Annotated in this window: 16 protein-coding genes and 1 pseudogene; 11 read left to right on the top strand and 6 right to left on the bottom strand. The window is 73.2% G+C overall.

Annotated elements, in window-relative coordinates:
• The first annotated feature begins 158 nt into the window (after nt 1–158).
• Genes ASF47_RS12815 through ASF47_RS12785 form a run of 7 tightly spaced genes read left to right on the top strand, consistent with a single transcriptional unit; the run spans nt 159 to nt 9342 of the window.
• Nucleotides 159–1400 carry a PP2C family protein-serine/threonine phosphatase gene (locus tag ASF47_RS12815; RefSeq protein ID WP_056864315.1) on the top strand — a complete coding sequence of 414 codons (1242 nt, stop codon included), beginning with the start codon at nt 159–161 and terminating at the stop codon, nt 1398–1400.
• Nucleotides 1397–3520 (top strand): glycosyltransferase, encoded by a 2124-nt coding sequence (locus ASF47_RS12810; protein WP_082500259.1) that lies wholly within the window; start codon nt 1397–1399, stop codon nt 3518–3520. The genes ASF47_RS12815 and ASF47_RS12810 overlap by 4 nt, the downstream gene beginning before the upstream one ends.
• Nucleotides 3517–3852: an STAS domain-containing protein gene (locus tag ASF47_RS12805; RefSeq protein ID WP_056864314.1), complete on the top strand. Its 336-nt coding sequence runs from the start codon at nt 3517–3519 to the stop codon at nt 3850–3852. Before ASF47_RS12810 ends, ASF47_RS12805 begins: the two co-directional genes overlap by 4 nt.
• Entirely contained in the window at nt 3845–4309 is a 465-nt protein-coding gene (locus tag ASF47_RS12800; RefSeq protein WP_056864313.1) for an ATP-binding protein, read from the top strand. The genes ASF47_RS12805 and ASF47_RS12800 overlap by 8 nt, the downstream gene beginning before the upstream one ends.
• Nucleotides 4294–5673 carry a hypothetical protein gene (locus tag ASF47_RS12795; protein ID WP_156697881.1) on the top strand — a complete coding sequence of 460 codons (1380 nt, stop codon included), beginning with the start codon at nt 4294–4296 and terminating at the stop codon, nt 5671–5673. Before ASF47_RS12800 ends, ASF47_RS12795 begins: the two co-directional genes overlap by 16 nt.
• A 16-nt stretch (nt 5674–5689) precedes the next feature.
• Complete coding sequence (gene opgC / locus ASF47_RS12790; protein ID WP_056864311.1) at nt 5690–8236, top strand: OpgC domain-containing protein; 2547 nt, start codon at nt 5690–5692, stop codon at nt 8234–8236.
• Between the two features lie 47 nt (nt 8237–8283).
• Nucleotides 8284–9342 (top strand): AbrB family transcriptional regulator, encoded by a 1059-nt coding sequence (locus ASF47_RS12785; RefSeq protein ID WP_200919064.1) that lies wholly within the window; start codon nt 8284–8286, stop codon nt 9340–9342.
• Between the two features lie 27 nt (nt 9343–9369).
• Here the strand turns inward: ASF47_RS12785 and ASF47_RS12780 are convergent, their stop codons facing one another.
• The 4 genes from ASF47_RS12780 to uvrB all read right to left on the bottom strand — a co-directional run bounded on the left by ASF47_RS12780 (nt 9370) and on the right by uvrB (nt 13670).
• Nucleotides 9370–9666 (bottom strand): hypothetical protein, encoded by a 297-nt coding sequence (locus ASF47_RS12780; protein ID WP_056864310.1) that lies wholly within the window; start codon nt 9664–9666, stop codon nt 9370–9372.
• On the bottom strand, nt 9663–10952 hold the full coding sequence (locus ASF47_RS12775) for an MFS transporter (protein ID WP_235557587.1): 1290 nt from the start codon (nt 10950–10952) through the stop codon (nt 9663–9665). The genes ASF47_RS12780 and ASF47_RS12775 overlap by 4 nt, the downstream gene beginning before the upstream one ends.
• A gap of 121 nt (nt 10953–11073) precedes the next feature.
• Nucleotides 11074–11547, bottom strand: coding sequence for a VOC family protein (locus tag ASF47_RS12770; protein ID WP_235558737.1), 474 nt, complete (start codon nt 11545–11547; stop codon nt 11074–11076).
• Nucleotides 11544–13670 carry an excinuclease ABC subunit UvrB gene (gene uvrB / locus ASF47_RS12765; protein WP_056864309.1) on the bottom strand — a complete coding sequence of 709 codons (2127 nt, stop codon included), beginning with the start codon at nt 13668–13670 and terminating at the stop codon, nt 11544–11546. Before uvrB ends, ASF47_RS12770 begins: the two co-directional genes overlap by 4 nt.
• A gap of 56 nt (nt 13671–13726) precedes the next feature.
• Here uvrB and ASF47_RS21905 point away from each other — a divergent pair, with 56 nt between their 5' ends.
• Complete coding sequence (locus tag ASF47_RS21905) at nt 13727–14989, top strand: phospholipase D-like domain-containing protein (RefSeq protein ID WP_156697880.1); 1263 nt, start codon at nt 13727–13729, stop codon at nt 14987–14989.
• A gap of 158 nt (nt 14990–15147) precedes the next feature.
• On the opposite strand, the pseudogene ASF47_RS20710 reads toward ASF47_RS21905, so the two are convergent.
• Nucleotides 15148–16065, bottom strand: a pseudogene (locus ASF47_RS20710) (SCP2 sterol-binding domain-containing protein); the annotation flags it as partial.
• 210 nt (nt 16066–16275) lie between these two features.
• Here ASF47_RS20710 and ASF47_RS12755 point away from each other — a divergent pair.
• A complete protein-coding gene (locus ASF47_RS12755) occupies nt 16276–16947 on the top strand; it encodes a Crp/Fnr family transcriptional regulator (RefSeq protein WP_056864307.1) in 672 nt (223 codons plus the stop codon).
• 34 nt (nt 16948–16981) lie between these two features.
• Here the strand turns inward: ASF47_RS12755 and ASF47_RS12750 are convergent, their stop codons facing one another.
• Nucleotides 16982–17932 carry a DNA-3-methyladenine glycosylase family protein gene (locus ASF47_RS12750; protein WP_235558736.1) on the bottom strand — a complete coding sequence of 317 codons (951 nt, stop codon included), beginning with the start codon at nt 17930–17932 and terminating at the stop codon, nt 16982–16984.
• Between the two features lie 112 nt (nt 17933–18044).
• Here ASF47_RS12750 and ASF47_RS12745 point away from each other — a divergent pair, with 112 nt between their 5' ends.
• Together ASF47_RS12745 and ASF47_RS21700 are read left to right on the top strand one after the other, a co-directional pair.
• On the top strand, nt 18045–19586 hold the full coding sequence (locus ASF47_RS12745) for an ATP-dependent DNA ligase (RefSeq protein ID WP_056864306.1): 1542 nt from the start codon (nt 18045–18047) through the stop codon (nt 19584–19586).
• A 200-nt stretch (nt 19587–19786) separates the two neighbouring features.
• Entirely contained in the window at nt 19787–20023 is a 237-nt protein-coding gene (locus tag ASF47_RS21700) for a hypothetical protein (RefSeq protein ID WP_056864304.1), read from the top strand.
• The last annotated feature ends 16 nt before the right edge of the window (nt 20024–20039 follow it).

Here is a 20039-nt window from a genome sequence, read left to right as displayed (position 1 = left end):
CGTGCACCGGGTCGGCGCCCGCGGCGCGAGGGGCGGCCCGGTGGCCGAACGGGGGATGCGGGAGCGGCCGACGACTTCCTAGGTTGTGACACGCGAGGCGCCTGTGACGTGACAGAGTTGGCGCATTCGGGACACAGCCCTGAAAGGGTTCGACACACATGGGGAGCACCACCGCGATGCCGCACGCGCTCGACGCGGCCCAGGAGGGCCGTCGGCAGCGGGCCGTGGAGTCGCTCGGGCTCCAGCTCGACCGCCCCGAGGAGCGCTTCGACCGCATCGCCCGACTGGCCCACCTGGTCTTCGACGTGCCGATGTCCAGCGTCACCGTGCTCGACGGCGACCGTGCCCTCTTCCCCGGCATGTACGGCCTGCCCGGCCGCGAGCTGCCCCGCGTCGACTGCCTGTGCGACGAGACCCACGCCGGCGGCGCGCTGCTGATCGTCGAGGACGCCTCCCTCGACGAGCGCTTCGCCCACCTCCCGGCGGTCACCGACCTCGGGATCCGGTTCTACGCCGCCCAGCCGATCCTCGACCCGGCCGGCAACGTCGTGGGCACGTTCGCCATCTACGACACCCGCCCGCGCCGCCTCGACGCGGAGCGGCTGACCGCCTTCGACGACATGGCCGCCTGGGCCCAGCAGGAGCTCGTGGCCTCCACCGAGATGACCCAGGCGACCTGGGTGCAGTCCTCGATGCTGCCCGCGCGCGCCCTCAGCTCCGACTCCTGGACCATCAACGGGATGTGCCTGCCCTCCCTGGCCGTCGGCGGCGACTTCTACGACTACGGCATCGCCCAGGGCGTGGCCCACCTCGGTCTGGGCGACGTCATGGGCAAGGGCACGGGAGCCGCGCTGGTGGGGGCCGGGGTCCGCTCCGCCCTGCGCGGCACCCACTCCGCCGTCGTCGCGGGCGTCGACCTCGGCGTCACCGTCACCCAGGTCGCGCGCAGCCTGATGGCCGACCTCGAGCGCACGGAGTCCTTCGTGACGCTCTTCGAGGCCGCCATCGACCTCGACGACGGCTACCTGCGCTACGTCGACGCCGGCAGCGGGCTGTGCCTGGTGGTGCGGCCCGACGGCGAGGTCGTGCGCCTCGGCGGCTCCGACGCGCCGATCGGCGTCCTGCCCGACGACCACTGGGGCGAGCTCGACGTGCAGCTCGAGCCCGGCGACCGCGTGCTGATGTTCAGCGACGGCCTGCTCGACCTCGTCGACGAGCAGGTGCGCTGGTGGGAGCCGATCGGCGCCCTCGTCGCCGCCCACGACGACGTCAACTCGCTGCTCGCCGGGATCGCCCTGCTGGCGCGCGAGCGCACCCCCCTCGACGACGTGACCGCGGTCGCCGTCTACTACGCCCCCTCCCCCGCCCCCCTCTCGCCCTCGCAGGAGGACAGCCCATGACCCGCCGGCTGCTGCTGATCCGGTCCATCGTCCTGGTGACGGCCATCCTCGGCCTGAACTACGTCGTGTGGCGGTGGCTGTTCTCGGTGAACTGGGACGCCTGGTGGCTGGCCGTGCCGCTCGTCGTCGCGGAGACCTACAGCCTGGTCGACTCGCTGCTGTTCGGGCTCGGCATGTGGCGGCTCAAGGAGCGCGGCGAGCCCCCGCTGCCCGAGGAGGGCCTGACGGTCGACGTCCTCATCACGACCTACAACGAGCCCATCGACCTCGTCATGGCCACCGCCCGGGCCGCGCTGGACATCCGCTACCCCCACGAGACCTGGATCCTCGACGACGGCAACCGCCCGGAGATGCGCGCGGCGGCCGAGGCCGCCGGGGTCGGCTGGATCACCCGCTCGCAGGACTGGGTCGACATGCCCCGGCACGCCAAGGCGGGCAACCTCAACAACGCCCTCGAGCAGACCGAGGGCGAGTTCCTGCTCATCCTCGACGCCGACCAGGTGCCGGAGCCGCAGATCCTCGACCGCACCCTGGGCTACTTCCGCGACGAGAAGATGGGGCTGGTCCAGACCAACCAGTTCTTCGTCAACGTGCCCGACGACGACCCGCTCGGCAGCCAGGCGCCGCTGTTCTACGGCCCGATCCAGGCCGGCAAGGACGGCTGGAACGCCGCCTTCTTCTGCGGCTCCAACGCCGTGCTGCGCCGCGACGCGCTCATGCAGATCGGCGTCGTGCGCTACGCCGACGAGATGGCGCTCAAGGTGTGGCGCAACCTGTACTACGGCGAGTCGGTCATCAAGAAGGCACGCCGCCAGACCCCGCGCGAGGAGACCCTCGTGCGCGACGCCCTCGGCGAGGTCGAGCAGGCGGTCAAGGACGCCCGGGAGCGGCTGGGGCGCGGCGAGGCGATGTTCGACGTCACCTACGACTTCCAGCGCACGGTCGAGGAGGTCCGCCGTCGGCTCGTGGCCTCCGACCTCGAGGTGATGGCCGCAGACCTCGAGGCCATCGCCGCCCTGGAGGAGCAGTCCGGCGAGGGCGACGGCAGCCTCGTCGACCCGCAGAGCGTGCTCGAGCGCATGTCGCACCGCGACTGGTCCCCGCTGGGCGCGATCGACTCGGTGCAGGCCCTCGTCGACTCCGTCAACGTGGACCGTCACGGCGAGGCGCAGGCGGTGATGCCCATGGCGACGATCTCGGTCACCGAGGACATGGCCACCTGCATGCGGATGCACGGCCTTGGCTGGAAGTCGGCCTACCACGACGAGAACCTCGCCTTCGGCCTCGCCCCGGAGGACCTCGAGACGATGCTGACCCAGCGGCTGCGCTGGGCCCAGGGCACCATGCAGGTGATGATGCGGGAGAACCCGCTCAGCCAGCGGCGCCTGACGTGGGGCCAGCGACTCATGTACTTCTCCACCATGTGGAGCTACCTGTCGGGCTTCGCCGCGATCATCTACCTGGCGGCCCCTGTGATCTACCTCGTCTTCGGCGTGCTGCCGGTGCAGGCGCTGAGCTCGGACTTCTTCATCCGCCTCGTGCCGTTCCTGGTCGTCAACCAGCTGCTGTTCCTCGTCGTCGCCAACGGCCGCAAGACCTGGCGCGGGCAGCAGTACTCGCTCGCCCTCTTCCCGACCTGGATCCGCGCCTTCACCTCCGCCTTCGGCAACGTCGTGATGGGCCGCTCGCTCGACTTCGCCGTCACCCCCAAGGAGAAGCGCAGCCCGACCGGGCCCGCCTGGCACCTGGTGCGGCCGCAGCTGATCGCGATGGGCGCGCTCGTCGTGGCCAGCGTCGTCGGCGTCGCGCGGCTCGCCGCGGGCCAGGCCGGCGGTGTCGGCACGGTGCTCAACCTGCTGTGGGTCGCCTTCGACCTCGCGATCTTCTCCGTCATCATCAAGGCCGCGCGCTACCGCGGCTTCGAGCCCGTCGACGCGCCGCCGACGCCCGCCGGCCCGACCGGCGGCCCCAGCACCACCGCCAGCACCACCGGCAGCAGCTCCGGCCCCGCCAACGCTGCCGGCGCTGCCGGCACCGACCCCACGACCAGCAGCACGCCCACGACCAGCCACACGCCTGACCGGGCCTCCGGGCAGAGCCACGCAGAGGGAGCAGCATGACCGAGTTCCACGTCGACACCACCGCCAGCGGGATCGGTGTCGTCCGCCCCGAGGGACGCCTCAACATGGTGGCCGCCCGTCAGCTCAAGAGCGTGCTGGCCGACCTGGTCGCCGGCGGCACGCACCGCATCGTGGTCGACCTCGCCGACACCAGCTTCATCGACTCCTCCGGCCTCGGCGCGCTGATCGGCGGGGTCAAGTCGACCCGCCAGCAGGGTGGCGACCTGCGCATCGCGCGCCCCACCGAGGCCGTCCTGACGGTGCTCGACCTGACCAACCTGACCAAGATCCTGCGTCCGCGCGACACCGTCGACGGGGCCTTCGATGACTGAGTCCTCGACGCTGCAGGCCCTCCCCGACCGGCTGGAGCTCTCGGCCCCCGCGAGCGAGGAGATGCTCGACCTCGTGCACGTGCTGCTCGAGCACCTGTGGCAGCAGCACGAGGAGGTGCCGGTCGCCGAGCGGATGCGTGTGGAGATGGCGGTGATCGAGATCCTCGCCAACGTCATCGAGCACGCCTTCGAGGTCGACTCGGGACGCCCCGCCGCCGACGAGCGCGGCGACGGCCGGCGGTTCACGATCACCCTGGGCGTGACCGACGCCGAGGTGCTCATCGACCTCGCCGACAACGGCGAGCCCGCGGCGATCGACCTCAGCCGCGTCACGATGCCCGACGAGGACGCCGAGTCGGGTCGTGGGCTGGCGCTCGCGCTGGCCTCGCTGACGGACCTGTCGTTCCACAGCGCCGACGGGCGCAACCACTGGAGCATGCGATGCGACCTGTCGTGACCGCGCTCGCGGGACGTCTCGCAGCGGGCGCCGCGGCCGTCCTGGCCGGCGGACTGCTCGCGACGTCGGTCGTGCCCGCCCACGCCGCCACCGAGCCGGAGCCGCGTGCGCCCTGGTTCGGACCCGACCTCGACTGGCGCACCGACACCGCCGAGGCCTACGTCGACAGACTGGGCACCGACGTGTCGCTCTTCGGGCGCTCGTTCGTCTACCCCCTCAACGACAGCACCGACGAGGCCGTCTCCGACCTGTCCGACCAGGCCGCCGACGAGGGCGCCGTCGCGGTGGTGACGCTCCAGCCGACCTCCCTCACCGAGCCCGACGCCCAGGACGCCGAGCGCCTCGGTCGGCTCCTCGCCGACCTGGCCGAGGCCGACGGCAGCACGTTCCTGGTGCGCTTCGCGCCGGAGATGAACGGCTCCTGGACCGCGTGGGGCCAGCAGCCGCGCGACTACGTGCGCGCCTTCACCACCGTGGCCGACGGGGTCCACGCGGCCACCGACGAGGCCGCCATGGTGTGGGCGCCGGCCTACGGCGCCGGCTACCCCTTCGACCGCGCGGTCAACTCCACGACGACCTCGGCCGACGCCCCGGCGATCAGTCCCGCGGCGCGTCGGGTGCTCGACACCGACGGCGACGGGCGGGTCACCGAGGCCGACGACCCCTACGGCCCCTACTACCCCGGCGACGACGTCGTGGACTGGGTGGGCCTGACGATGCTGCGCTACGGCGTGACCCAGCAGTTCGGCGCCAACACGGTGCCGGCGCCCGACGAGCTCGACGAGCGCTTCAAGGAGCGCTTCGGCTACGGCGACGACCTGGGGCGCAAGACCTTCTACGTCCGCTTCGCCGGCACCCCCAACCAGCCCTTCCTGCTGACCACGTCGGCGCTGTGGAACCCCCGCGCCGACGGCCCCGACGCCTTGGCCATCCAGCGGCCGTGGTGGCGCCAGGTGCTCGCCGCGACCGAGGAGCGACCGCGACTCGGCGGGGTGCTCTGGCTGGAGCAGGAGCGCGACGAGCCCGAGATCGGCAACGCGGTCGAGTGGGGCCTCACCGCCAACCCCGCCATCGCCCGGGCCTTCCGCACCGACCTCCTCGACAGCGGCTACGACCTCGGTCCCGTCGCGGGCACCACCAGCGGCACCGACCCCGACCGCACCGCCGGCGACTCCGACGCGGACGACCGCTCGCCCGCGGCCAGCCCCACGTCGGAGTCCGACGACGAGGCCGCCGGGCCCCAGGACAGCGGCGTCCCGCCCTTCGCCCTCGGGGTGGTCTCGGCCGTCGTCGTCCTGCTCGCCGCGGCCATGGTCGCCCTGTCGATCCGCCGACGTCGGATGCGGCCGCCCTGGTTGCGCTGACCTGATCGGACCCCCCATGACCCCCCTCACCCCGGGCGGGCGACGGCCCGCCGCCGCGCTCCGCGCCGTCCTCTCCGCCGTGGCGGTCTGCCTCCTCTCGGGCCTCCTGGCGGGTCTGCTCCTGCCCCGGGCCGCCGGAGCCAGCACGTCGGCCGGACGCGACGACGACCCCGTGCCCGCACCGGCTGCGGGAGCACCGTGGTTCGGCCCGACGCTGGACTGGGCCCAGGACCTCCCGGCCGACTACTCCCGCCGTCTCGGCGCGACGCCGTCGCTGTACTCCCAGCGGGTGTCCTACCCGCTGGGGGCCGAGGACACGACGTACCTGCGCCAGTTCGGGGAGCAGGCGGCGACGCAGGGCGCCGTGGCGGTGCTGACCCTGGAGCCCGACGAGGCCCTGGCCGACCTCGGAACCGCCGACGCCGCCGACCTGGCCGACGCGCTGGTCGACCTCCACCGCGCCTACGACAGCTACGTGCTCGTGCGCTTCGCCCCGGAGATGAACGGCACCTGGACCCCCTGGGGCCAGCAGCCGACGGCGTACGTCGAGGCCTTCCGCACCGTCGCCGACGCCGTGCACGAGGCCACCGAGCACGCCGCGATGGTCTGGTCGCCCTCCTACGGAGCGGGCTACCCCTTCGGCGGGTCGGCCCGCGCGGTGGACCCCTCGGGGCAGGTCGAGGTCGACGTGCTCGACACCGACGGCGACGGGACCCTCGACGAGGCCGACGACCCCTACGCGCCCTACTACCCCGGCGACGACGCCGTCGACTGGGTCGGGCTGTCGCTGTTCTCCTTCGGCGGCACCGAGACCGAGCCCGCCGGCCCCGACGGGGTCAACGAGGTGCCGGCCGCCGGCTCCTTCGAGGCCCGTCTCGACGAGACGTGGGGCTACGCCGACGACACCTCCCGCGAGTCGTTCTACGACCGCTTCGCCGCGCCCGGCGACACCCCCGTGCTGCTCGACACCGCGGCGCTGTGGGTGCCCGAGGCCGGCGGCGCCGGGTCCCGCGAGGTCAAGCAGGACTGGTGGCGCCAGGTGCTCGCCGCCCTGCCCGAGCGCCCCCTCGTGGCGGCGCTCACCTGGCTGGAGGTCGAGCGCCCCGAGGACGAGGCGGGCGGGCGCACCGTCGACTGGCGCGCCACCGTCGACGGCCTGGGTCGCCCGCTGCGCGAGGACCTGAGCGCCGCCGGCGTCGACCTGGGGCCGGTCACCAACGTGCTCGACCTCGAGACCGCCAACACCGCCAGCGCCCAGGGTCGCGTGCTCGGCACCGACCTGGGCAACGAGCTGGACTGGATCGTGCTGTGCGCCGTGCTGCTGGCGGCGCTGTTCCTCTTCGCCGGGTTCGCCGGCCGCTTCCTCCCGTCGTGGCGCTACCCCGACGAGCACGACCCGCGCGACCGTCGGCTCGACCTGCTGCGCGGCATGATCATCATCACCGTGGTGGTCACCCACATCGAGCTCAACAGCCCGTACTCGTTCGTGTCGCTCAAGGCCATCGGGGCGATCACCGGCGCCGAGATGTTCGTGCTGCTCTCCGGGGTCGTGCTGGGCATGATCTACGAGCCGACCGTGCGCAAGCTCGGCGAGCGCGCCACGGCGGTCGTCATGCTCAAGCGCGCCCGCAAGCAGTACGTCGTGGCCCTGGTGGTCGTCGTCCTCGTCTACCTGCTCGGCCGCCTCCCCCTGGTCGACGCCTCCGACATCACCACCTTCACCGACCGCGGCACGGGTGAGAACGGCGGCGCCGTCGCCGGGCAGGTCTACGACCTCTACGCGAACTTCCCGCGGCTCTTCGACTACCCGCCACCCGGCTACGCGATCCGCCAGCTGCTGCTGCTCGAGATGGGGCCGTGGGTCTTCAACATCATGGGCCTCTTCGTCGTGCTCAGCCTGCTGCTGCCGGCGCTGATGTGGCTGATCCGGCGCCGGATGTGGTGGGTGGTCCTCGCGGTGTCGTGGGCGGGCTACGTCTACGCCACCATCGACGACCCGCACTGGCTGCCCTCGCAGTTCGAGGCGGTCTTCCCCCTGCTCATCTGGCAGGTCGCCTTCACCCACGGCCTGGTCGTGGGCTACTACCGGCGCCAGATCACCCGGGTGCTCACGACCCGGCCCGGGAAGCTCGCGACCGCGGCCTTCGTGGTGGGCTACGCCGCCGTGCTGGCCTGGGTCTGGTGGGGCAACGCCCACGGCGGCCTCGCCCCGGCCCCGCTGCCCGCCGACAGCTACGCCTGGCTGCTGGAGAACTTCTACATCCGCGTCTTCCTCCAGCCCGGGCGGCTCATCGACCTGGTGCTCGTGGTGGTCGTGGCCTTCGCGGTGCTCACCACCTGCTGGAAGCCCATCGACAAGGCCATCGGCTGGCTGTGGATCCCGATGGGGCAGGCCAGCCTCTACGTCTTCATCGTCCACGTCTTCTTCGCCCTGGCCGTGGCCAACGTGCCCGGCCTGGACCGCACGGGCTTCTGGCAGGGCACCCTGATCCACACCGTGGTGGTGCTGGCCATCTGGGCCATGGTCAAGCGCCAGGTGCTGTTCTCGGTGATCCCCCGCTGAGCGCCGCCCCCGGGCCCGGACGGCCGCGGTCGGCCCCGCGGGCCGCCGTGCTGGTGCTCGTCGTCACCGCGGCCGTCAGCCTCGGGCTCGGGGCGCTCGGGCTGCCCTCGCCGGTGCTCTTCGGGGCGCTGGTGGGCGGCATGGCGCACGCCCTGACCTCCCCGACCGAGCTGCGGGTGCCGCCGGCTGCCTTCCGCATCGGGCAGGGCGTCATCGGCGTCACCATCGGGGCCATGGTGAGCGTGGCCGCGCTCCAGCAGGCGGGTCGCGACCTGCTGCCCATCGCCCTGGTCACCCTCGGCACCCTCGCCCTCAGTCTCGGCGCCGGGCGGCTGCTGGCGCTGCGGCGCGACGTCTCCCCCGTCACCGGCGCCTTCGCCCTCATCGCCGGCGGCGCGTCGGGCATCGTCGCCGTGGCGCGCGACCTGGGCGCCGACGAGCGCGTGGTGACCGTCGTGCAATACCTCCGGGTGCTCGTCGTGCTGCTGGCGATGCCGCTGGTCACCAGCGTCGTCTTCGCCCCCGCGGGCGGGGCGGGCGGGCCCGGCGACGCCGGCGTCACGGGTGCCGCGGGCAGCGACGGTGGTGCGCTGGCCACCGAGACCGGCTTCGTGCTGGTGTCGCTCGTGCTCGGGCTGGCGCTGGCCCGCGCGCTGCCCGTGCCGACGGGCGTGCTGCTCTGGCCGATGCTGGTCGCGGCGGTGCTCGCCGCCACCGGGTGGCTCGGCGCTGCCGGCGTACCGGTGGTGGTGCAGTGGGTGGGCTACCTGCTGATCGGCGTCCAGGTCGGGCTGCGCTTCACCCGCGAGAGCCTGCGCTCCATCGCCAGGATGCTGCCGGTCGTGCTGGCGCTCATCGCGGGTCTCGTGGTCTCGACCGCCGCGATGGGCGCGGTGCTGGCACGCGCCACGGAGGTCGACGGGCTCACCGCCTACCTCGCGACCACCCCGGGCGGGCTCTTCGCGGTGCTGGCCACGGCGGCCGACAGCGGCGCCGACGTCACCTACGTCCTGGCCGTGCAGGTGCTGCGGCTCGTGGTGATCCTGCTGCTCACGCCCCTGCTGGCGCGCTGGCTGCGCCCTGACGCCGGCCCGTCGTCGCGGTAGCAGCGCCCTCGCGCCGGGGGCACACGCTCAGTCGGGCGTGGGCACGTCGGCCTCCCAGCGGGCACGTCGCTCGGCGTCGCTCTGCTCCCACCACGGCTCGCCCCGCTCGCCGAGCGCGACCTTGGCGGCCTGGACGCCGGCGCGCGAGCGCTTCTCCTCCGCGGTGCCGCGGGTGCGCCTGACGTCGCGGCGCCACGCCATGAGCACCCGCTGGAGCTCGGCCCGTCGCTCCTCGGGCACCATCGGGTCGGTCGCACGCCAGCGGCGCCCGTCGATGACCACGTGGTGACCGTCGTCGGTCAGCGGCGCCCGCTCCTCGCTCACGGCAGCACCCCGGCCTGGAGGGCCTCCCGGTCGATGACGCGGCGGGCCCGGAGGCGGTAGCGGGTGATCTGCACCAGCCCGAGGCCCCACAGGAGGTACTGCAGCGCCATCGCCCACCGGAAGGCCTCCGGGGTGTAGGAGGTGCTCGCGCCCGGGGTGCGCCAGTCGAGCACCAGACCGATGGCCACGACCAGCAGCAGGCTGGCGAGGAAGCCGCCCACGTTGATGATGCCGGTGGAGCTGGCCAGCCGCTCGGCGGGGTTGGAGGTGCGCCCCACGTCGAAGCCGATCATCGAGGCCGGACCGCCCACCCCGCAGACCAGGGCCAGCACGACCAGCACGCCGAACGGCGCCTCCCCCGGCCAGGCCAGCACGACGGTCCAGGTGGCGGCGATCGCCGTGACCACCACGAGGGCCATGGTCGAGCGGTGCCAGGGGTGGTGACCCACGAGCCAGCCGAGCACCGGCCCGCCGGTGACCACGGCGACGACGAGCAGCGTCAGCAGGACGCCCGCCTCGGTGGGCGTGCGCCCCTCGCCGCGCACGAAGAACGGGTAGCCCCACAGCAGGCTCAGGGTGGTCGCGCTGAACTGGGTCGAGAAGTGGATCCAGAAGCCCAGGCGCGTGCCCGGGTGGGCCCACGAGGCGGCCAGGCTGCGGCGCACGGCGCTCGGCGACAGGGCGGCGCCGCGCAGGTTGCGCGCGTCGGGGGTGTCGCGCAGCACGACCAGGCCGACGAGGGCCAGGATGACGCCCAGGGAGGCCGTGAACAGGTAGGCCCGCGTCCAGCCCACCGTCGAGAGCGCCCAGGTCATGGGCACCGCCGCCCCGATGGCGCCGACCTGGCCGAGGGTGCCGGTCAGCTGGGTGATGAGCGGGATGCGTCGCGGGGCGAACCACATCGCGAGGGTGCGCAGCACGCAGATGAAGGTCATGGCGTCGCCGAGACCGACGAAGAAGCGCGCCAGCAGCGCCAGCGGGTAGGTCTCGGCCAGTGCGAAGCCGGCCTGGGCCGCGGAGAGCACGACGGCGCCGGTCAGCAGCACGCTGCGCGAGCCGAACCGGTCGACGAGCAGCCCGACCGGCACCTGCATCGCGGCGTAGACGAGCAGCTGCAGCATCGTGAAGGTGGCCAGCTGGGCCGCGGAGATGTCGAAGCGCTCGGTCGCGGCCAGGCCGGCGACCGCCAGGGAGGAGCGGTGGAACACCGCCAGCAGGTAGATCAGCAGGCCGACGGTCCACACCGGGAGGGCCGCGCGGAGCGTGGGCTCGACGGTCGGGTTCACTCCCCCATCCTGCTCCCGCGCGACGCCCGCGCCGCACCAGGGGTCGGGCGCCGGACGGACCGGTGCTGGGAAGGGTGGTCGGAGCAGTGGTCGGAGCAGTGGTCGGAGCAGGGGCCGGGCCTCAGTCGAGGCAGAACTCGTTGCCCTCGGGGTCGGCCATCACGATGATGCCCTCGTCGGCGCCGTCGGCGCCGTCGGCGTCCACACGCCGCAGCCGGCTGCCGCCCAGGGCGACCAGGCGCTCGCACTCGGCCTCGAGCGCGGCCATGCGCGCCTCGCCGCTGAGACCCGGCGCGGCCCGCACGTCGAGGTGCACGCGGTTCTTCGTGGTCTTCGCCTCGGGCACCCGCTGGAAGAACAGCCGCGGGCCGCTGCCGGTGGGGTCGTGGACGGCCCAGGCCCGCCCCCGCTCCTCGGGCGGCACGCCCCAGGCCTCCAGGGCCGCCTCCCACGTGTCGAACCCAGCCGGGGGCTCGTCGTCGACGTAGCCCAGCACGGCGCGCCAGAAGCCGGCCAGCCCGCGCGGGTCGGCGGCGTCGAGGGTGACCTGCACCTCGCGCACGACCGCCGCCGCGTCGGGGCCCGCCAGGCTCACTTGGTGGCCTCCATCATCTGCCGCAGCTCCTTCTTGAGGTCGGAGATCTCGTCGCGCATGCGGGCCGCGACCTCGAACTGCAGCTCGGCCGCCGCCGTGCGCATCTGCTCGGTGAGGTCCTGGATGAGCTGGGCGAGGTCGGCGCTGGGCATGCCCGAGACGTCGGGGGCGTGGGTCCCGGCGGCCTTCTCCCCCAGCACCGGGGTGGGCTGACGGACCTTCACACCGCCGGCGCGTCCCTTGGCGGCCGTGCCGGCCCAGGTCTCGAGCAGCGCCTGGGTGTTCTCGTCCTCGCGGGCGAGCATCTCGGTGATGTCGGCGATCTTCTTGCGCAGCGGCATCGGGTCGACGCCGTGGGCCTTGTTGTAGGCGATCTGCTTGTCGCGGCGGCGGTTGGTCTCCTCGATCGCCATCTCCATCGAGGGGGTGATCTTGTCGGCGTACATGTGCACCTGGCCCGACACGTTGCGCGCTGCTCGGCCGATGGTCTGGATGAGCGACTTGTCGGAGCGCAGGAAGCCCTCCTTGTCGGCGTCGAGGATCGAGACGAGCGACACCTCGGGCAGGTCGAGGCCCTCGCGCAGCAGGTTGATGCCGACCAGCACGTCGTAGTCGCCCAGGCGCAGGTCGCGCAGCAGCTCGATGCGCTTGAGGGTGTCGATCTCGGAGTGGAGGTAGCGGGTGCGGATGCCGGCGTCGAGGAGGTAGTCGGTGAGGTCCTCCGACATCTTCTTGGTCAGCGTGGTGACCAGGACCCGCTCGTCCTTCTCCGCCCGCAGCCGGATCTCGTGGATGAGGTCGTCGATCTGGCCCTTCGTGGGCTTGACCACCACCTCGGGGTCGATGAGGCCGGTCGGGCGGATGATCTGCTCGACGGTGTCGCCGCCGACCTTGTCCAGCTCGTAGTCGCCCGGGGTCGCGGAGAGGTAGATCGTCTGACCGATCCGCTCCAGGAACTCCTCCCACCGCAGCGGTCGGTTGTCCATGGCGCTGGGGAGGCGGAAGCCGTGGTCGACGAGGTTGCGCTTGCGCGACATGTCGCCCTCGTACATGCCACCGATCTGCGGCACCGCCACGTGGGACTCGTCGACGACGAGGAGGTAGTCCTCGGGGAAGTAGTCGAGCAGGCAGTTGGGCGCCGAGCCGTGGGTGCGCCCGTCCATGTGCATCGAGTAGTTCTCGATGCCGGAGCAGGACCCGACCTGGCGCATCATCTCGACGTCGTAGGTCGTGCGCATGCGCAGCCGCTGGGCCTCGAGCAGCTTGCCCTGCTTCTCGAAGGCGGCGAGCTGGTCCTCCAGCTCCAGCTCGATGCCCTTGATGGCCCGCTCCATGCGCTCGGGGCCGGCGACGTAGTGGGTCGCGGGGAAGACGTAGAGCTCGGTGTCCTCGGTGAGCACCTCGCCGGTGACGGCGTGCAGGCTCATGAGCCGCTCGATCTCGTCGCCGAAGAACTCGATGCGGATCGCGTGCTCCTCGTAGACCGGGAAGATCTCGAGGGTGTCGCCGCGCACCCGGAAGGTGCCCCGGGTGAAGGACATGTCGTTGCGGGTGTACTGGATCTCCACCAGCTGGCGCAGGATCGAGTCGCGGTCGCGCTCCTCGCCGACCTTGAGCCGCAGCATGCGGTCGACGTACTCCTGCGGGGTGCCGAGGCCGTAGATGCAGGAGACCGTCGAGACCACGATGACGTCGCGTCGGGTCAGCAGCGAGTTGGTGGCCGAGTGCCGCAGCCGCTCGACCTCCTCGTTGATCGAGGAGTCCTTCTCGATGTAGGTGTCGGTCTGCGGCACGTAGGCCTCGGGCTGGTAGTAGTCGTAGTAGCTCACGAAGTACTCGACCGCGTTGTCGGGGAAGAGCTGGCGCAGCTCGTTGGCGAACTGCGCGGCCAGCGTCTTGTTGGGCTGGAGCACCAGCATGGGGCGCTGCACCTGCTCGGCCACCCAGGCCACGGTGGCCGTCTTGCCCGTGCCGGTGGCACCGAGGAGGACGACGTCCTCGACCCCGTCGTTGATGCGGCGGGTGATCTCCTTGATGGCGGTCGGCTGGTCTCCGGAGGGCTCGTAGTCGGAGACGACCTTGAAGGGGGCCACGCGGCGCTCGAGATCGGTGACGGGTCGCATGCTGCGAGCCTACGACCGGCCACCGACACTCCCCACCGTGACGCTAGGTTGTCCCCGTGAGACCGCGACCGCCGAGCGTCGCCGACCGTGTGGTCACCCTGCTGCGCCGGACCCTGCTGAGCGTCTTCGGCGTGCCCCTGGTCATCGCGGTCGCGATGTCGCTGGTCGACTCCTACCGCCGCCGCGGCAAGCACCCCAAGCCCTTCCCGACCACGCCGCCGCGCACGGTGGACATCGGCGACGGCGCGGTGACGACCTACACCTACGGCCAGGACCTCTACGAGGACATGCTCGCGGCCATCGAGGGCGCCGAGCGGCAGATCCTCTTCGAGACCTACATCTGGAAGGGCGACCAGACCGGCGAGCGGTTCAAGCACGCGCTCGTCGCGGCCGCCGACCGCGGCGTCGACGTCTACTGCATCTACGACGGGTTCGCCAACCTGGTCGTCTCCCCCGTCTTCAAGCGCTTCCCCCGCCAGGTCAAGGTGCTGCGCTACCCCGTCTACGCCGCCGGCTGGCGCTTCTTCGACGTCCGCCGCTACGGCCGCGACCACCGCAAGATCCTGGTCGTCGACAGCACGGTCGGCTTCGTGGGCGGCTACAACATCGGCGACGCCTACGAGACCGAGTGGCGCGACACCCACGTGCGGATCACCGGCCCCGGCGTGTGGGACCTGCAGCGTGCCTTCGCCGACTTCTGGAACCTCAACCGCCGTCGCCTCATCGGCGTGAGCGAGCGGCCGCTGCTGCTGGAGACCAGCTCGGTGTGGGAGCCCCGGATCCGGATCCAGCGCAACGTGCCGCGGCTGTGGATGTTCCCCATCCGGTCGATGTACCTCGAGGCCATCAACCGCGCCAGCCGCAACGTGTGGATGACGCAGGCCTACTTCATCCCCGACCAGGACTTCGTCGACGCCCTGCGGGCCGCCGCGCGCCGCGGGGTCGACGTGCGGCTGCTGGTGCCGCTGAAGTCCAACCACATCGTGGCCGACTGGATCTCGCGCGGCTACTTCTCCCAGCTGCTCGACGCCGGGGTGCGTATCTTCCGCTTCCGCGACGCGATGGTGCACGCCAAGACCGCCACCGTCGACGGCACGTGGACCACGGTCGGCACCGCCAACATCGACCGGCTCAGCCTCTCGGGCAACTACGAGGTCAACGTCGAGGTCATCGACGAGTCGCTGGCCAAGACGCTGGAGGAGATCTGGATGGTGGACGAGTCCAACAGCCTCGAGCTCACCCGTGGCGAGTGGGAGGCACGCGACCTGCACCGCAAGTTCACCGAGCTCGTGCTGCGCCCGCTGCGCCCCCTGCTCTGAGGCGCGCCGCTCCGCCGGCTCGGCGGCTCGACCGCTCGGGGCCGGCGCTCCGATCCGGGCTGCTCCGGACCGGGCTGCTCCGGACCGGGCTGGTCGGGCCTCAGCGCCGGGCGCGCTGCGGGGCGGCCCTCGGGAAGTCGATGGGCCCCGGCGAGCTGCAGCGCCTTGGCCCGGTCGCCGCGGACCTTCAGCTGGCCGCGGAGCACGCCGGTCATGACGCTGAGCTGGCCCGTGGCCAGGCGCAGGAAGTCGTGGGCCTCGCACACGATGGTGGCGTCCCGACCGTCCCGACCGTCGTCGCCGGTCTCGGTGCGCTCCACGGTGGTGTGCCCGCGGTCGATGCGCACCAGGTAGCGGTCGGCCGGGAGGTCGCCGCTGGCCGCCAGGCGGAAGCCGACGGCGACGCGCAGCCGCGAGGAGCGGCGGGCGTCGACGAAGTCGGGCAGGCGGCGGAAGACCTCGTCGAGCACGACCGGTCGGAAGCCGCCGGCCATGACCGAGCGCAGGTGGTCGGTGCTCGCCTCCGCGACCGCCGTGGCGACGTCGACCGGGTCGAGGGCGGTGGGGTCGACGGCCACCTCGTCGTGGCCGGGCACCCGGAACAGGCCACCGACGCCCAGCGCCAACATCGCGTCGCCCTCGACCTCGAGGTGGCCCGCGAGGTAGTCGAGGGCCGCGTTGCCCTGGCCGGTGACCAGCCGGGCGAAGCGCAGCAGGGTGCTGCGCAGGACGACGTCGGCCCCCGCGGGGTCCGCCCCGAGGGCGGACGCCTCCACGAGGGGCTCGATGACCCCGTCGGCGAAGGCCAGGCCCCGCGTCTCGACCCCACCGTCGCTGGTGGTCAGCTCGAAGCGGACCGAGCCCTTGAGGTCGGCCAGCCGCGCGGGGTCGGCGTACTCGTCGAGGCGTCGCAGGATGCCGGTGACGGCGGCGGCGCGGACCTGGGGGCGCCCGAGGAGCTCGACGAGCCGGTCGTCGGGCGTCGCGGCGACCAGACCCTCGGCGGGGGCCGCGGCGAAGAAGGCGGCGGCGGACTCGCGGTCGGCGGTGCGCAGCAGGTCGAGGTCGGTGCTCATCGGTCCTCCGGCAGGTGTGACTCGGCTCACGTGAGTGTGACACGGAGTCGCAGCAACCGTCCCGGGACCCCGCGGACCGGCGCGTCGGGCCCCCGGGGCCAGGCGCCGGCGAGCGGGAGTGGCGTACCTCATCCGGCGTCCGCTCGCCTCGACCCCCCGTCGTGTCCGATCATGTGGTGACGTGCCCGACTCCCTGCCCTCGGAGGATCCGTGACCCCGCTCGACCCCGGCCCCACCACACCGGACGACCTCGGCGCCGTCGCGGCCCTGCTCCCCCTGATGACCGAGGTCGTCGTGGAGCGCGGCGCCACGCTGTTCGCCCAGGGCGACCGGCACGAGACGATGTACCTCGTGCGCGAGGGCGCGCTGAAGGTCACCCGCGCCAACCGCGACGAGCGCCCGACCATCCTGGCGGTGGTGGGCCCCGGCGAGATGCTGGGCGAGATGGCCCTGCTCGACGGCCGCGAGCGCGGCGCCACGGTCACCGCCATCACCCGCGCACACCTGCTGGAGCTGGAGCGGGACGTCTTCGACCGCGAGCTCGAGCGCGACCCGGCGATCGCGGTGGCGCTGCTGCAGGACCTCGCCCGCCGGCTGCGCCGCTCCAACGACACCGTCTCCGACCTCGCCTTCGCCGACGTGCCGAGCCGCGTGGCTCGCACCGTGCGCCACCTGGCCTCGAAGTTCGGCACCACCACTGACGAGGGCCACCTCAGGGTCGAGCACCAGCTCACCCAGGAGGAGCTCGCCCAGCTCGTGGGCTCGGCGCGCGAGACGGTCAACAAGGCTCTGGCCTCGCTCTCGCGTCGCGGCGTCATCGAGGTGCGCCAGCGCACCATCACCGTCATCGACCAGGACGCGCTGGAGCGCCTGGCCGGCTGACCTCTCCGCCCGCCGCGGCGGCACACCCCGCCGCTCAGGGGCGGGTGACGCGGGAGGGCAGGTGGGTGCGCGGCGCCATCTTCGCGCCGCGGCGCGGCCGGTGGAGGCCGGCCGCCCCCAACAGCATCGGCACCCGCCCCCGGTGGGGACGCCACGGCTCGAGGTAGACCGCCATCGCCTCGTCGTCGAACGGCTCGCCCGTCAGCGCCCACCCGACGTCCTTGGCCACGTGGTAGTCCCCGAAGGAGACGGCGTCGGGATCGCCGTGGGCGCGCTGGCGGACCTCCGCGCTCGTCCACACCCCGATGCCGGGCAACGTCCGGAGCCGCCGGTCGGCCTCCTCGGGGGCGAGGGTGGCCGTGCGCTCGAGGGCGTCAGCCACGCGCGCGGCCGTGACCAGGGTGCGCGAGCGCTGGGGATCGACGTGCAGCTGGAGCCACTCCCACGAGGCGATGGTGCGCAGCCGCTCCGGTGGCGGCTGCACCCACAGCCGCAGCTGCTCCCCCGGACCCGGCGCGCGCTCACCGAAGCGGTGGACGAGCATCCGGAAGCCCGCGAACGCCTCCTGGCCGGTGACCTTCTGCTCCAGGATCGCCGGCACCAGCGCCTCCATGACCAGGCCGGTGCGGCCCAGGCGCAGGTCGGGGTGGTGGCGGCGGGCCTCGGCCACGACGGGGTGGCGGGGCTCGAAACCGGACCAGTCGTCGTCGGCGCCCAGCATCGCCGGCACCGACTCCAGGGCCCAGGACGCCCCGGGCCCCCACGCCTCGGCGTGCACCTCGCCCAGGCCCGGGCGGGGGTGCACCAGCAGGGTCGCGGGCCCCTCCGGGGTGCGGATGCCGCGCCAGTGCCGCTCACCGTCGATGCGGTAGGTCGGGTCGCCGCCGCCGCGCTTGTGCAGCCGCAGCACCCGCGCCGCCGGACAGGCCCATGCCGGGCGCCACACCCTGACCTGCCCGCCGCTGGTCGCCGACGACTCGCTCACGGGGACGACGCTACGCCAGGGCGCCGACGGTGCACCCCCGGACCGAGGGACGTCGACCCGCGGGCCCTCGTCGGGGTGAGGCGGTGTCGGTGGGGGTCGCCACAATGGGGGGATGCTGCTCGCCGACGTCGTCGCCACCTCCGAGGCGGTGGCCGCGACCCGCTCCCGCAAGGCGAAGGTCGAGGCCCTGGCCGCACTCCTGCGCCGGCTCGACCACGCCCGGCCCGACGAGGTCGACGTCGTGGTCACCTACCTCGCCGGCTCCCTGCGCCAGCGTCGCACCGGTCTCGGGTGGCGGTCGGTCGCCGACCTGCCGCCGCCCGCCGAGACGGCGGGGCTCGACGTGGTCGAGGTCGACCGGGCCTTCACGGCGCTGTCGGCGCTCGCGGGCCCGGGCTCGCAGTCGGCTCGCGCCGCCGCCGTGGCCGACCTCTTCGGGCGCGCCGACGCCGCCGAGCAGGCCTGGCTGCGCGGGGCCGTCACCGGCGAGGTGCGGCAGGGCGCGCTCGACGCCGTCGTGCAGGAGGCCGTGGCCGCCGTGGCGCAGGTGCCGGTCGCCGACGTGCGCCGCGCGGCGATGCTGGCGGGCTCGACTGTGGCCGCCGGGGTGGCCGCCCTCACCGGGGGCGCCGACGCGTTGGCCGGATTCGGGCTCGAGGTGGGGCGGCCGGTGCTGCCCATGCTCGCCTCCTCGGCGCCGGACGTGGCGGCGGGCCTGGTCAAGGCCGGAGCCGTGGGTGGTGGCGTGGTCGTCGACACCAAGCTCGACGGCATCCGGGTGCAGGTGCACCGCCGCGGCGAGGAGGTCGTCATCGCGACCCGCTCCCTCGACGACATCACCCACCGGCTGCCCGAGGTCGTCGCCGTGACCCTCGCCCTCGACGCCGAGAGCGTGGTCCTCGACGGCGAGGCCCTCTCCCTCGACGAGCACGGTCGACCGCGCGCGTTCCAGGACACCGCCTCGCGCACGGCGCAGGGCGCCAGCGACGACGGGCTCCACGTCACCCCGTACTTCTTCGACATCCTCCACCTCGACGGCCGCGACCTGCTCGACGAGCCCCTCGAGACCCGCCTCGCCGCGCTCGACGCGCTCGTGCCCGCCGAGCACCGGGTGGCCCGTCTCGCGGGCCCGTCCGAGCGGCAGGCCCAGGACTTCGCCGCCGAGGTCGTCGCCGCCGGCCACGAGGGGGTGGTGGTGAAGTCGCTGTCGTCCTCCTACGACGCGGGCCGCCGCGGCGCGGGCTGGGTCAAGGTCAAGCCGGTGCACACCCTCGACCTCGTCGTGCTCGCCGCGGAGTGGGGCTCGGGTCGCCGCACGGGCCTGCTGTCGAACATCCACCTCGGCGCCGCCGACGGCGCCGGCGGTTTCGTGATGCTGGGCAAGACGTTCAAGGGCATGACCGACGAGACGCTGGCCTGGCAGACCGAGCGGTTCCTGGGCCTCGAGACCCACCGCGAGGGCCACGTGGTCCACGTGCGCCCCGAGCAGGTCGTCGAGATCGCGCTCGACGGCGTGCAGCGCTCGACCCGCTACCCCGGTGGGCTGGCGCTGCGCTTCGCCCGGGTCGTGCGCTACCGCGACGACAAGGGCCCCGAGCAGGCCGACACGATCGCCGCCGTGCGGGCGCACTTCCGAGAGGGGCACACACCATGAGGATGCCGCCCCATCGTGGTGGCGGCGGGCCTCGTCGGCGCCGTCCTCCTGAGCGGCGGATGCACGGGGCCCGCCGGGGGCGGGGCGGACCGGGACCCGACCGATGTCGAGGAGGTCACCACGACCGACACGGTCGGGGCCGACGAGCTCCGCTCGGCTCCGGCGGCGACGCGGGGCGCTACTCCTGGACCGACCTGAGGGTGACCAACGACCAGTCGCTCGGGTACTTCACGGGCTCGATCCGCGTCACGAACGACGGCCAGGACGCTGTCGACGTCCGCGTCGAGGTCACAGCCGTCGGTGGGCAGCAGAGGCTGGGCACGCTGACCGGCCTGTCCCGGGTGGAGTCCGGAGCGGCGACGACGATCGGCCTCACCTCGCTGGACGAGTTCGCGAGGGCCACGACCTTCGAGGTCGAGCTCTCCACCGCCCCCTGACCCGGCGACGCGCGAG

It is taken from the genome of Nocardioides sp. Leaf285 (assembly GCF_001422955.1).
Lineage (GTDB): Bacteria > Actinomycetota > Actinomycetes > Propionibacteriales > Nocardioidaceae > Nocardioides > Nocardioides kribbensis.
The sequence above is the reverse complement of the archived record's forward strand: the minus strand, read 5'-3'. Positions and strand labels throughout refer to the sequence as shown.

Bases quoted from the DNA above. Each gene is read 5' to 3' on its own strand.
- opgC (WP_056864311.1), top strand. From the start codon at position 5,690: ATGACCCCCCTCACCCCGGGCGGGCGACGGCCCGCCGCCGCGCTCCGC.
- ASF47_RS12815 (WP_056864315.1), top strand. From the start codon at position 159: ATGGGGAGCACCACCGCGATGCCGCACGCGCTCGACGCGGCCCAGGAG.
- uvrB (WP_056864309.1), bottom strand. From the start codon at position 13,670: ATGCGACCCGTCACCGATCTCGAGCGCCGCGTGGCCCCCTTCAAGGTC.
- ASF47_RS12800 (WP_056864313.1), top strand. From the start codon at position 3,845: ATGACTGAGTCCTCGACGCTGCAGGCCCTCCCCGACCGGCTGGAGCTC.
- ASF47_RS12810 (WP_082500259.1), top strand. From the start codon at position 1,397: ATGACCCGCCGGCTGCTGCTGATCCGGTCCATCGTCCTGGTGACGGCC.
- ASF47_RS12745 (WP_056864306.1), top strand. From the start codon at position 18,045: ATGCTGCTCGCCGACGTCGTCGCCACCTCCGAGGCGGTGGCCGCGACC.
- ASF47_RS12795 (WP_156697881.1), top strand. From the start codon at position 4,294: ATGCGACCTGTCGTGACCGCGCTCGCGGGACGTCTCGCAGCGGGCGCC.
- ASF47_RS12805 (WP_056864314.1), top strand. From the start codon at position 3,517: ATGACCGAGTTCCACGTCGACACCACCGCCAGCGGGATCGGTGTCGTC.